Source organism: Mesorhizobium sp. M8A.F.Ca.ET.202.01.1.1 (assembly GCF_004791595.1).
Lineage (GTDB): Bacteria > Pseudomonadota > Alphaproteobacteria > Rhizobiales > Rhizobiaceae > Mesorhizobium.
The window spans coordinates 41,172-52,980 of record NZ_SRUN01000005.1; the positions used below are offsets into that span (position 1 = coordinate 41,172).

The window sequence follows — 11,809 nt, forward strand, 5'->3', positions numbered from 1 at the left end:
CCTCGCCTCCATTCACGTTCCGGGTGCTTTTGATCGCCATGCCGAAGACATTGACCTGGCTAACTCTCGCCGCGCTCGCTGGCCTTGGCCTGAGCGGCTGCAAGATCCTGCCGACGCCAATGGCGCGGAGCGAAAATAGTGCGCCTGCCTTCAACCCAGACAAGATGGTCGAGGACATCTGGGCCTCGAAGGTCATCCCCTATCTCGTCCAGAAGGCCGGACCGTTGGCCGAAGTCCAGGCGCTGGCGAAAACCGATCCGGCGGCGGCCGGCGCCAAATACGGCAATCCCAGGAAGCAGACGAATTCGCCATGGACCTTCGCGGTCCGAGTCGAGGGCAAGATCATCACTGCCAACACGCAGTCGCGGGCGGGCACGATGGATATCGACGTGGACGGCGACGGCAAGGCCGATGCGCGCGTCCAGATCGGGCCGGCCATGCGCGGCACGGCGTTGCGGGACAGCCTCGATTTCGTCCAGTTCAACGACTTCACCAACCAGATCGACTTCGCCCAGTTCGGGAAGGCCTTCAACGCCTATGCCGACAAGACCGTGCTGTCCAAACTGCCGCGCGAGGCACTTGAGGGCCGGACCGCCAAGGTGCTCGGCGCCTATACGATCGAAGGCGGCCAGGACCTGCCCCTTGTGACGCCGGCGGAGGCCGAGATCGGGCCGAGGCCATGAGCCCCGCTCACGACGTCATCCTGAAGCTGGAGGACGTCTCGAAGGTCTATGCCGGCACTGTCGCGGTCAAGCAGGCGAACTTCGAGGTGCGCAAGGGTGCCGTCAACGTGCTGGTCGGTGAAAACGGCGCCGGCAAGTCGACGCTGATGAAGATCATCGCCGGCGTCGAGCAGCCGACCGCCGGCCGCATCCTGCTCGAAGGCGAAGAGGTTTCCTTCTCCTCGTCGGGAGATGCGGTGGCGCGCGGCATCGGCATGGTGTTCCAGGAGCTGAACCTGTTCGGCAACATGACCGTCGCCGAGAATATCTTCGCCACCCGCGAGATCACCAACCGGCTGGGCAAGATCGACCGCAAGGCGCAGGAAAAGCGGGCGGGCGAATTCCTCGACCGGCTCGAGGCCGGCATCCGGCCCGACATGCTGGTCGAGGATTTGCGCATCGGCCAGCAGCAGCTGGTCGAGATCGCCAAGGCGGTTTCGCTCGACGCCAAGATCCTGATCATGGACGAGCCGACCTCGGCGCTGAGCGCGGCTGAAGTCGAAATCCTGTTCAAGGTGATCGCCGACCTCAAGGCGCGCGGCGTCGCCATCGTCTACATCTCGCACCGCCTGGAAGAACTGATCCGCATCGGCGACACCGTTACCGTGCTGCGCGACGGCCGTATCACCGGCCAAGAGGAGATGAGGAACGTCGATACGCAGTGGATCGTGCGGCAGATGATCGGCTCGGACGCCAAGGATTTCGCCAAAGCCGACGGCCATCAGCCCGGCGCGGAAATCTTCCGCGCCGAGGAGATCTGCCTGCCGCGCGTGACTGGCGGGCTGGCGGTCGACCATGTCTCGCTGGCGCTGCGCGCCGGCGAGATCCTTGGCATATATGGGTTGATGGGCGCCGGGCGCAGCGAGTTGTTCGACTGCATCATGGGCCGTCACGGCCATGCCAGCGGCAATATCTTCATCGCCGGCAAGCAAGTGAAGGAGCGCGACACGACGCGCCGCATCCAGCGCGGGCTGGCATTGATACCGGAGGACCGTCAGCGCGAGGGGCTGGTGTCGATCCTCTCGGTCGCCAGCAATCTGACGCTGGCGAGCCTGTCGCGCTTCGTACGCCTGTTCCATATCCGGGGCGGCGCCGAACGGCAGGCCGTTGTGCAGATGGTGCGGGAACTGGCGATCAAGGTCGCCGATCCGGCGCAGGAAGTCTCGTCGCTGTCGGGCGGCAACCAGCAGAAGGTGGTGATTGGCAAGGCGCTGCTCACCGGACCGAAGGTGCTTTTGATGGACGAACCCAGCCGCGGCATCGATGTCGGCGCCAAGGCCGACGTCTTCCGCACCATGCGCAAGCTGTCGCGCGATGGTCTCGGCATCCTGTTCGCCACCTCCGATCTCGACGAGGTGATGGCGCTGTCCGACCGCATCGCGGTGATGAGCAATGGCAGACTGACCGGCATGTTCGACCGCGCCGAGGCGACGGAAGCAGCGATCGTCGCGGCATCGGCGCTGGGCCACGGACCCACCGCACAACTTGCCCCCGCACATGGAGAGCAACGCTGATGACTGACATTCCGGCCAAGGCGGCCGCTCCTTCCACCTCCAGCGGCTCCGCGTTGCTGACGCTGATGAAGCTTCGGACCTTCATCGCGCTGATCGCGGTGCTGGTGTTCTTCTCGATCGCCGCGCCGAACTTCCTGTCGGCGGCGAACCTGATCCTAATGGCCAAGCACGTCGCGCTCAACGCCTTCCTCGCCATGGGCATGACCTTCGTCATCATCACCGGCGGCATCGACCTTTCGGTCGGCTCGATCGTCGGCCTGTGCGGCATGGTGGCCGGCTATCTCGTGCTGAACGGCATCGACCTGCAGATCGGCTACACCGTCTATTTCAACGTCTTCGAGATCATCCTGATCACGCTTCTGGTCGGCATAACGATCGGCGCCGTCAACGGCCTGCTGATCACCAGGCTCAACGTCGCGCCCTTCATCGCCACGCTGGGCGTGCTCTATGTGGCGCGCGGTTTCGCGCTGCTGTCCTCCGACGGCCGCACCTTTCCCAACCTGGTCGGCAAGCCGGAATTGGGCACCACCGGCTTCGGCTTCCTCGGCGCTGGCCGGCTCCTCGGCCTGCCGGTGTCGATCTGGATCCTGGTCGTGGCGGCGCTGGGGGCCGCCTACCTCGCCCGCTACACCCCGCTCGGTCGCCACATCTTCGCCGTCGGCGGCAATGAGCGCGCAGCCCGGATCTCGGGCGTGCGCGTCAACATGGTCAAGATGTTCGTCTACATGTTTTCCGGCTTCTGCGCCGCGATCGTCGGCCTGATCATCTCGTCGGAGCTGATGGCTTCGCACCCGGCGACGGGCGAGAGCTTCGAACTGAACGCGATCGCGGCAGCGGTGCTCGGCGGCACCTCCATGTCTGGCGGCCGCGGCACGATCGGCGGCACCATCGTCGGCGCCTTCGTCATCGGCATCCTGTCGGACGGGCTGGTGATGATGGGGGTGAGCTCGTTTTGGCAAATGGTGATCAAGGGCCTCGTCATCATCGTCGCCGTCGTCGTCGACCAGGCGCAGCGCCGGCTTCAGCAGCGTGTTACCCTGATGCAGATGGCAAAGGCGGGCTGATCATGGCGGAGTTGCGAGGAGCGCTGATCGGCTGCGGCTTCTTCGCCGTCAACCAGATGCATGCCTGGCGCGACATCGAGGGCGCCTCGATCGTCGCCATCTGCGACCGCGATCCGGAACGGCTGCGCATCGTCGGCGATCAGTTCGGCGTAGCGCGGCGCTATGCGGACGCGGCGGCGATGTTCGCGGCCGAAAAGCTCGACTTCGTAGACATCGCCACCACCGTGGGCAGCCATCGGCCGCTGGTCGAGATGGCGGCCGAGAACCGCGTCCCTGTCATCTGCCAGAAACCCTTCGCGCCGACGCTCGCTGATGCCAAGGCGATGGTGAAGGCCTGCACGGACGCCGGCGTGCCGCTGATGGTGCATGAGAATTTTCGCTGGCAGTCGCCGATCCAGGCGGTGCGCGCCGTGCTCGACAGCGGCGAGATCGGCACGCCGTTCTTCGGACGCATCTCCTTCCGCTCCGGCTATGACGTGTTTTCCGGCCAGCCTTATCTGGCGACGGGCAAACGCTTCATCATTGAGGATCTCGGCATCCACATCCTCGACATCGCCCGTTTCCTGCTCGGCGACGTGACGAGCCTGACCGCGCGGACCACACGCATCAATCCCAAGATCGCCGGCGAGGATGTCGCGACGATGCTCATGGACCACGCCGGCGGCGCGACGTCCGTGGTCGATTGCAGCTATGCCACCAGGCTTGCCACCGAGCCGTTCCCGGAAACACTGGTCGAACTCGACGGCAGCGACGGCACGATCCGGCTGGCGCAGGGCTACCAGCTTACCGTCACCGGCAAGAACGGCACCACGGTCAAGGACGTCTCGCCGCCGCTGCTGCCCTGGGCCTCGCGGCCATGGCACAACATCCAGGAAAGCGTGCTGGCGATCCAGAAGCACTGGGTCGACAGCCTCGTATCCGGCAAGGAGCCGGCAACCTCGGGAGCCGACAATCTGAGGACGTTCGCCCTCGTCGAAGCAGCCTATGCCGGCGCCGAAAGCCGCGCGCCGGTACAGATCGACGACCTGCTGAAATGACGGCCGACGCTTTCCATCTCTACGGCACCGGGACGGCCGAAGCGGCGCCTATCCTGCTGCAGGCCGGCGCGCTCAGCGCGGAGCTGGTCAACGGCAACCTGCGCACCATCCGCCATGGCGGCACCGAAGTGCTGCGCGCCATCGCCTATATCGTACGCGACCGCGACTGGGGCACCTATGAGCCTGACCTGGAGGACCTGACCATCGACCAGACGGATGACCGTTTCTCCGTCAGCTACGCGGCAAGCTGCCTCGCCCCGGGCGGCGGCCGGCTCGGCTTCCACGCCACGATCGAAGGCACCGCCGACGGCAGGCTGGTCTTCGATGTGACCGCATTGCCGGAGAGCGATTTCGAGACCAACCGATGCGGCTTCTGCATCCTGCATCCGATCGCCGGCCTCGCCGGCAGCGCGGTGACGGTGGAGCACACCGACGGCAGCGTGGAAGAGACGGAACTGCCCGATCTGATCGACCCGTGGCAGCCGTTCAAGGATTTGCGCGCCATCACGCATCAGGTGCGGCCCGGCGTTGTCGCGCAATGCCGGATGGAAGGCGACACATTCGAGATGGAAGACCAGCGCAACTGGTCTGATGCCTCCTACAAGACCTATGTGCGGCCGCTGGCGCTGCCATGGCCCTATGTGCTGCCGGCCAGGCAATCCCTTCGTCAGACCATCAGCCTGAGCATCGCAGGCGACGCCAATCTGCCCGCCTCGGCCGTGCCGGCCGAGCCGGTCCGCGTCGAGCTTGGGCAAGCCGGCGCGAAGCTGCCTGACATCGGCGTCGTCATCTATCCCGAGGATGTGGAGGCGGCACTTGCCGATTTACCGCTGCTGGGAAGGCTCGGTCCCCGGCAGCTGATTTTCCATTTCGATCCGACGCGCGGCCACGGTCTCGACGCGCTGCGCGCCCATGCCCGACTCGCCGCCGCCTATCCCGCTTCGACGACGCTGGAATGCGTGGCCGCCTGCACCGGCGACCTCGACGCCGAACTTTCCGACGTCGCCAATATGCTGCGCCAGGTAGGCCTGCGGGTGGACGCCATCGCGGTATCGCCCGCGGTCGACCGCCAGTCGACGCCGCCGGGCAGCCCCTGGCCGGCATGTCCGCAGCTCGAGGACGTCTACGCGGCCGCCCGCCGCGCCTTTCCCGGCCTCCGTCTCGGCGGCGGCATGTTCAGCTATTTCACCGAGCTCAACCGCAAGCGCGTTCCCGCCGACCAGCTCGATTTCATCACCCACTGCACCTGTCCGATCGTGCATGCCGCCGACGATCTCAGCGTCATGCAGTCGCTGGAGACGCTTCCCTTCATCACCCGGTCCACCCGGGCGATCTTCGGGACAAAGCCGTATCGCATCGGGCCATCGACGATTGCCATGCGCCAGAACCCCTATGGTGGGGCGACCAAGGACAATTCGCGGGGACAGCGCATCGCCATGGCGAACCGCGACCCCCGCCATGCCGCGCAATTCGCCGCCGCATGGACGATCGGCTATGCCGCGCGCGTCGCGCCTGCGGGACTGGAGATGCTGACACTGTCCAGCTTCGCCGGACCGTTCGGCGTGGTTGCCGGATCAGGCGAACCCGTCGCGCAAGGAACGCCGCGGCCGATCCTCCGGGCCATCGAAGGGCTTTGTGAGTTGGCTGGACTGACGCATGTTTCCGCTACGACCAGTGACGAGACGCGAGTTCTGGCGCTGGCCGGCCGCGCTGCCTCCAGGGAAACCATCGTCTGGCTGGCGAACCTGACGGCGAATAATGTCCCGATCGATGTTTCGACGCTTGGCCAGGACCATCTCGTGATGTCGCCCTACGCCATTATGCGTGTCGGCTAGAGCGTCACTTCTCGGAATTCATCACATAGAGAGCACGCGAGCGTTCGAGGTGTTTGATCATCGCCTTCTCGGCACCGTCGGCATCCCTGTGCTCTATGCGGTCGATGATCTCTTCATGCTCCGTCAGCGTGTATTTTTCCTTGCCGGTCCAGATCAGCATTTCGGTGTGGTATTCCTTCAGCCAGCCCAGCGTGGCTTCGCTGACGGCGACATAGATCGGATTGCCTGAAATGGACGCGATCTGGGTGTGGAACTTCATATCGGCGGAGATGAAAGCTTCGGAATCGCCGCGCGCGGCGCGCTGCTCGGCCACGGTTGCCTTCAGCAGTTGCACATCCTGTGATGTGGCTTTTTCCGCGGCTTCCCTGACCATGCCGCGCTCGAAGAAGATGCGCGCGGTCTTCAAGTGCTCCAGCGTGTCCCTGGACGAGGACAGGATGATCTTGGCCGCGCCGTCGACCTGCTTGATGATCGACTTGGCGGTCAGTTGCAGCACCTTGGCGCGCTCGCCATGCGAGATGGCGACCAGCCCCATATTGCTCAGCGCCTGCATGGCTTCACGGATCGCCGGCCGGCCGACCTCGAAGCGCTCCATCAACTCGCGCTCGGACGGCATGTCGTCGCCGGGCTGCAGTTCGCCGCTGGTGATCAGCCGCTTCAGCCTTGCAAAGACTTCGTCGGAAAGTTTGCGCCGGACGATCGGCTCCGAACGGTTCATCGTGACGAATCACTCCCTGGCTCGGTTCTTGTTTAGCATTCCCGGCAGGATTACCGGAATGCCCGCACCTGGAGCGGGGACGCTCCAGCTTTTACGCAATTCCGGACAGAAAACCGTTGCACGGTTTTCCTGGAATTGCCCTAGCCCGCCCGCTCTTGCCGAGACTCGGATATTTCTTGCAATACTTATGTACTCATTATACCAGATTTCCTGCGCGACAAAACTTTTTTCGAACCCTTTTCGAGCGGCCGGTCGACCATGATCACACTTACCTATCGCATCGAAACCCCTGGCAGCATCGAGGCGCTGGCGGCCAAGATCGCCAGCGACCAGTCGACCGGCACCTTCGTCGCGCTGCCGGGCGAGACCGAGGAGTTGAAGGCGCGCGTGGCGGCGCGCGTGCTGGCGATCCGGCATCTGGCCGATGCTGAGCAACCATCGCTGCCCGGGTCCGGCAGCGGGCCATTCCGGCGCGCCGATGTTGACATCGGCTTCCCATTCGACGCGATCGGCACCGACCTGTCGGCGCTGATGACCATCGCCATCGGCGGCACCTATTCGATCAGGGGCCTGTCCGGCATCCGCGTCATCGACATGAAGCTGCCGGAACAATACCGGGGCGCCCATCCGGGCCCGCAGTTCGGCTTGACCGGCAGCCGCAGGCTGACCGGGGTCGAGGGCCGACCGATCATCGGCACCATCGTCAAGCCGGCGCTGGGGCTCAGGCCGCATGAGACGGCCGAAATGGTGGGCGAACTGATCGAGGCCGGCGTCGATTTCATCAAGGACGACGAGAAGTTGATGAGCCCGGCCTATTCGCCGCTGGGCGAGCGGGTGAAGGCGATTATGCCGCTGATCCTCGACCAAGAGCAGAAGACCGGCAAGAAGGTGATGTACGCCTTCGGCATCTCGCATGCCGATCCCGACGAGATGATGCGCAACCACGATCTCGTGCTCGAAGCCGGCGGCAATTGCGCCGTCGTCAACATCAATTCCATCGGCTTCGGCGGCATGGCATATCTGAGAAAGCGTTCCGGGCTGGTGCTGCATGCCCACCGCAATGGCTGGGATATCCTCACACGCCATCCCGGCCTCGGCATGGATTTCAGCGTCTGGCAGCAATTCTGGCGGCTGCTCGGCGTCGACCAGTTCCAGATCAACGGCATCGGCTCGAAATATTGGGAGCCGGACGATTCTTTCATCCGCTCGTTCGAGGCGGTGACGACGCCGCTGTTCTCATCAGACGATTGCGCGCTGCCCGTGGCCTGCTCCGGCCAGTGGGGCGGCCAGGCGCCCGAAACCTATCGGCGCACTGGCCGCACGCTCGATCTCCTCTACCTCTGCGGCGGCGGCATCGTCAGCCATCCGGACGGGCCCGGCGCCGGCGTACGGGCCGTGCTGCAGGCCTGGCAGGCGGCGGTCGAGGGCATCGCGCTGACGGACTATGCCCGCGATCACGTCGAACTGGCGCGATCGATCGAGAAATTCGGCGACGGCAGGGCGGCATGAGCATGGCCGTGCAAAACCTGCTCCTCAGTTATTACGGCGACGACCTCACCGGGTCGACCGACGTCATGGAGGCGCTCGAACTCGGCGGCGTGCCGACCGTGCTGTTCATGCGCCAGCCCGACCAGTCCCTGCTGGCGCGATTTTCGCATTGCCGCGCGGTTGGCCTGGCGGGCATCAGCCGAAGCGAAACGCCGCAATGGATGGAGGAAAACCTGACGCCGGCCTTCGAATGGCTGAAAGGCCTCGGGGGGGCGGTCTGCCATTACAAGATCTGTTCGACCTTCGATTCCAGCCCGGCGGTCGGCAGCATCGGCCGCGCCACCGAGATCGGCAGGCGCATTTTCGAGGCGGCAAGCGTGCCGATGGTGGTCGGCGCGCCACAGCTCAAGCGCTACACTGCCTTCGGCAACCTCTTCGCGGCGTTCCGCGGCGCATATTTCCGCATCGACCGGCATCCGGTGATGAGCAGGCATCCGGTGACGCCGATGGACGAGGCCGACTTGCTCGTCCACCTTTCGCGCCAGACCAGCCTTAGTTCCGGCCTAGTCGACCTGGCAACGTTGCAGGCGGACGATCTCGCGCGGACGGTCGACCAAGTCCTGCAAGACAAGGATATCGTCCTGTTCGACGTCGACAGCCACCAGACGCAGAAACGCGTCGGCGAACAACTCTGGCGTATCCACGGGAAGGGCCATGGTTTCGTCGTCGGATCCTCGGGCGCCGAATATGCCTTGCTGGCCGAATGGGCGGCCAAGGGCATCGTATCGGGGCATGCCGCATTCGCACCGCCCGGCCCCGTGGATCGGCTCGCCGTGGTGTCGGGCAGCGTCTCCCCTACCACGGAAAAACAGATCCGCCACGCGCTTGCTCACGGGTTCGACGGCGTCGAGATGGATGCGATGCGACTGGTCTGCGAAGGCGCCGGCGAAGCGACCGAGCAGGCGGTCGCGGCCGGGTTGGCGAGCCTGGCCAAGGGCCGCAGCGTCATCCTCTACTCCGCGCTTGGTCCACAGGCCGATCGCGGTGCTGAGATCGACCGGATCGAGGGCGCCCGGAACACACTCGGACGGGCGCTGGGAACCATCCTGCGCAGGCTGATCGCCGAGCAGAAACTCAAGCGCGCCGTGATTGCCGGCGGCGACACCTCCAGCCACGCGCTCGGACAATTGGCCATCGACGCGCTGACCGTGCGCATGCCGTTGCCGCAGTCACCGGGGTCGCCGCTCTGCGTCGCCCATGGCGGCGGCGCGATAGACGGCCTTGAGATCGCGCTGAAGGGCGGCCAGGTCGGCACCGACGCCTATTTCGAGACCATCCGGCTGGGGAGCTAATACAGCGGCTTGCCCAGGTGTTTCGGCGTCGGCCACTGCGCCGTGATGCCGGGCTGCACCGGCCGTTCGAGGTAAGTCGCCAGAACCACGTAGCTGCGCGTCGAAGTGACTCCGGGTGTCTCGTAGAGACGCAACAGCAGGCCTTCGAGTGCCTTGGTGTCCTCGGTACGCACCTTGAGCAATACGCAGGTATCGCCGGCGACGGTATGGATCTCCTCGACCTCGGGATATTCCGAGATCGCCATCAGTTCCGGGGTCTTGCCCCAGCCACTGGTGTCGATGTGGACGAAGGTGAGCAGCGGCTTCCGCACCGCGTTGGGATCGATGATGGCGGCCGTGTTGCGGATGGCGCCGCTGCGCCGGAGCCGCTTGACCCGCTCATGCGCTGCCGGCGGCGACAGGCCGACGCGATCGCCAAGCTCGGCATAGGTGACCGTCGCGTCGTCGACCAGAACGCCTAATATTTTTCGGTCGGTCGCGTCGACATCCCGGGCCGCCGGCCTGTTCCGCGGAATGCCATCTGTTTCTTCATCCATATCGATATTCCCGATTGTCACGGAATTTAATGCGGCCATTATGATGATATGTCGAACAACGATCAAGCCGCAGCCTTGGGCGCGGACACCAGACCGCCCATCCCGGCCCTCGCCTATCTGCTGACCGGATGCATCGCCGTGATCGGCTCGAATTCGCTGGTGCTGGGCCCGATCGCTCCGGCGGTGTCCGTATCGTTCTCGACCAGCGTTCCCATGGTGATGATGGCAGCGGCTGCCTTCGGCCTCGGCACGTCGGCGAGCGCCGTGTTCCTGGCACGCCATATCGACCGGGTCGGCGCGCGCCGGATGCTGCAGGCGGCCCTGCTGCTGCTGGCATTGGCCTTGGTCGCCAGCGCCGCCGCGCCTACCGTGACAGCGCTGGTTGCGGCACAGCTTGTCGCCGGCATTGCCGCCGGCGTCGCCATGCCGGCAATCTACGCCAGTGCCGCGGCCATCGCTCCGCCCGGCCGCGAAAGCGGCACGATCGGCGTGGTGCTGACCGGATGGACGCTCAGCATGGTGGCCGGCGTTTCCCTGTCGGCGGTGCTTGCCGATCTCGTTCACTGGCGTGCCGTCTTCGCCGCTGTCGCCGTGCTGGCCGCGCTGGCGCTCGGCGGCCTCACCGCATCGTCGCTGCCGGATGTCAGGAAGGCCGGACCGGCGCCCGCCCCGCTCGCGGCGCTGAACATTCCCGGCATTGTGCCGCTTCTGATTGCCTGCGGCGCCTTCATGACCGCCTTCTACGGTGTCTATGGCTATCTTGGCGATCACCTTCACAGCGGACTGGGGCAGCCGGTCAGCGCCAACGGCCTGGCCGCGCTCGCATACGGGGCGGGCTTCGGCACGGCGGCGCTCTTCGACGGCATCATCGATCGCCTTGGCGCAAGGCGTGTCATGCCTTTCGCCTATCTGCTCGTCGCCATGGTCTACGTGGCGATCGCCGCAACCAGCGACAGCTATGGCCTGACGCTCGCCATGGTCGCGGCCTGGGGGCTCGCCAATCATTTCGGGCTGAACGTGCTGGTGATGCGCCTGTCGGCGCTCGATCCGTCACGGCGGGGCACGATAATGGGCCTGAACAGCGCGGTGACCTACCTCGCGGTGTTTGTCGGCACCACCGGCTTCGGGCCGCTCTATTCCGGCTTCGGCTTTGCCGCCTGCGCGATGGTCGCGGCGGTGCTCATGCTGATTGCCGCCTCGGCCGCAGCGTGGCGCAGCCGGTAGAGCCAGCGTCTCATCGCATTGCTCCAGTCGACAGAACGTGATTGGCCACCAGCCCTTGGCGCGTTGACAGCGGCACCCCTGCCCTTCCATACAAAGCCGTTAATGTTCTCAGGGCGGGGTGAAAGTCCCCACCGGCGGTAAGGACTCCCAGTTGCGCATGAGGCTTTTCCGAAAACCGTTTCCGGTTTTCGGGGTCATGCGCGGGACCCAAGCCCGCGAGCGCCTTCCAGCAGTTGGAAGGGTCAGCAGATCCGGTGTGATTCCGGAGCCGACGGTTAAAGTCCGGATGGAAGAGAACGAAACGGAAAACGAACCGCCC

General features: G+C 65.1%; 10 protein-coding genes and 1 riboswitch. Of the genes, 8 read left to right on the forward strand and 2 right to left on the reverse strand.

Going from position 1 to position 11,809, the window contains the following annotated elements:
- Positions 1-38: 38 nt before the first annotated feature.
- The 5 genes from EN845_RS13225 to EN845_RS13245 are packed head-to-tail and all read left to right on the forward strand — an operon-like array spanning position 39 to position 6,172.
- The gene (locus EN845_RS13225; protein WP_127277220.1) at positions 39-683 is read left to right on the forward strand and encodes a DUF2291 family protein; all 645 of its coding nucleotides are present in this window, start codon (positions 39-41) and stop codon (positions 681-683) included.
- Positions 680-2,236 (forward strand): sugar ABC transporter ATP-binding protein, encoded by a 1,557-nt coding sequence (locus tag EN845_RS13230; protein ID WP_127870635.1) that lies wholly within the window; start codon positions 680-682, stop codon positions 2,234-2,236. Before EN845_RS13225 ends, EN845_RS13230 begins: the two co-directional genes overlap by 4 nt.
- Positions 2,236-3,300 (forward strand): ABC transporter permease, encoded by a 1,065-nt coding sequence (locus EN845_RS13235; protein ID WP_127870634.1) that lies wholly within the window; start codon positions 2,236-2,238, stop codon positions 3,298-3,300. Before EN845_RS13230 ends, EN845_RS13235 begins: the two co-directional genes overlap by 1 nt.
- A gap of 2 nt (positions 3,301-3,302) precedes the next feature.
- The gene (locus EN845_RS13240) at positions 3,303-4,337 is read left to right on the forward strand and encodes a Gfo/Idh/MocA family oxidoreductase (protein ID WP_127870633.1); all 1,035 of its coding nucleotides are present in this window, start codon (positions 3,303-3,305) and stop codon (positions 4,335-4,337) included.
- Positions 4,334-6,172, forward strand: a complete 1,839-nt coding sequence (locus EN845_RS13245; RefSeq protein WP_127870632.1) for a hypothetical protein — start codon at positions 4,334-4,336, stop codon at positions 6,170-6,172. The genes EN845_RS13240 and EN845_RS13245 overlap by 4 nt, the downstream gene beginning before the upstream one ends.
- Positions 6,173-6,176: 4 nt before the next feature.
- On the opposite strand, the gene EN845_RS13250 is transcribed toward EN845_RS13245, so the two are convergent.
- The gene (locus EN845_RS13250; RefSeq protein ID WP_127277231.1) at positions 6,177-6,890 is read right to left on the reverse strand and encodes a transcriptional regulator NanR; all 714 of its coding nucleotides are present in this window, start codon (positions 6,888-6,890) and stop codon (positions 6,177-6,179) included.
- A 258-nt stretch (positions 6,891-7,148) separates the two neighbouring features.
- Between EN845_RS13250 and oiaX the strand changes: the two genes are divergently transcribed.
- Both oiaX and EN845_RS13260 read left to right on the forward strand, forming a co-directional pair.
- The gene (oiaX, locus tag EN845_RS13255; RefSeq protein WP_127870631.1) at positions 7,149-8,399 is read left to right on the forward strand and encodes a 3-oxo-isoapionate-4-phosphate decarboxylase OiaX; all 1,251 of its coding nucleotides are present in this window, start codon (positions 7,149-7,151) and stop codon (positions 8,397-8,399) included.
- A gap of 8 nt (positions 8,400-8,407) precedes the next feature.
- Positions 8,408-9,730, forward strand: a complete 1,323-nt coding sequence (locus EN845_RS13260; protein WP_127277237.1) for a four-carbon acid sugar kinase family protein — start codon at positions 8,408-8,410, stop codon at positions 9,728-9,730.
- Here EN845_RS13260 and EN845_RS13265 read toward each other — a convergent pair.
- Positions 9,727-10,266, reverse strand: a complete 540-nt coding sequence (locus tag EN845_RS13265) for an Lrp/AsnC family transcriptional regulator (protein ID WP_127277235.1) — start codon at positions 10,264-10,266, stop codon at positions 9,727-9,729. The two genes, EN845_RS13260 and EN845_RS13265, sit on opposite strands and share 4 nt — an antisense overlap.
- A gap of 48 nt (positions 10,267-10,314) precedes the next feature.
- Here EN845_RS13265 and EN845_RS13270 point away from each other — a divergent pair, with 48 nt between their 5' ends.
- Positions 10,315-11,490, forward strand: coding sequence for an MFS transporter (locus EN845_RS13270; protein ID WP_127870630.1), 1,176 nt, complete (start codon positions 10,315-10,317; stop codon positions 11,488-11,490).
- A gap of 100 nt (positions 11,491-11,590) precedes the next feature.
- Positions 11,591-11,792, forward strand: a riboswitch (FMN riboswitch).
- Positions 11,793-11,809: the final 17 nt, after the last annotated feature.

Coding starts and splice junctions, on each gene's coding strand:
- EN845_RS13230 (WP_127870635.1), top strand. CDS start 680: ATGAGCCCCGCTCACGACGTCATCCTGAAGCTGGAGGACGTCTCGAAG.
- EN845_RS13245 (WP_127870632.1), top strand. CDS start 4,334: ATGACGGCCGACGCTTTCCATCTCTACGGCACCGGGACGGCCGAAGCG.
- EN845_RS13250 (WP_127277231.1), bottom strand. CDS start 6,890: ATGAACCGTTCGGAGCCGATCGTCCGGCGCAAACTTTCCGACGAAGTC.
- EN845_RS13240 (WP_127870633.1), top strand. CDS start 3,303: ATGGCGGAGTTGCGAGGAGCGCTGATCGGCTGCGGCTTCTTCGCCGTC.
- EN845_RS13225 (WP_127277220.1), top strand. CDS start 39: ATGCCGAAGACATTGACCTGGCTAACTCTCGCCGCGCTCGCTGGCCTT.
- EN845_RS13265 (WP_127277235.1), bottom strand. CDS start 10,266: ATGGATGAAGAAACAGATGGCATTCCGCGGAACAGGCCGGCGGCCCGG.
- EN845_RS13270 (WP_127870630.1), top strand. CDS start 10,315: ATGTCGAACAACGATCAAGCCGCAGCCTTGGGCGCGGACACCAGACCG.
- EN845_RS13235 (WP_127870634.1), top strand. CDS start 2,236: ATGACTGACATTCCGGCCAAGGCGGCCGCTCCTTCCACCTCCAGCGGC.
- oiaX (WP_127870631.1), top strand. CDS start 7,149: ATGATCACACTTACCTATCGCATCGAAACCCCTGGCAGCATCGAGGCG.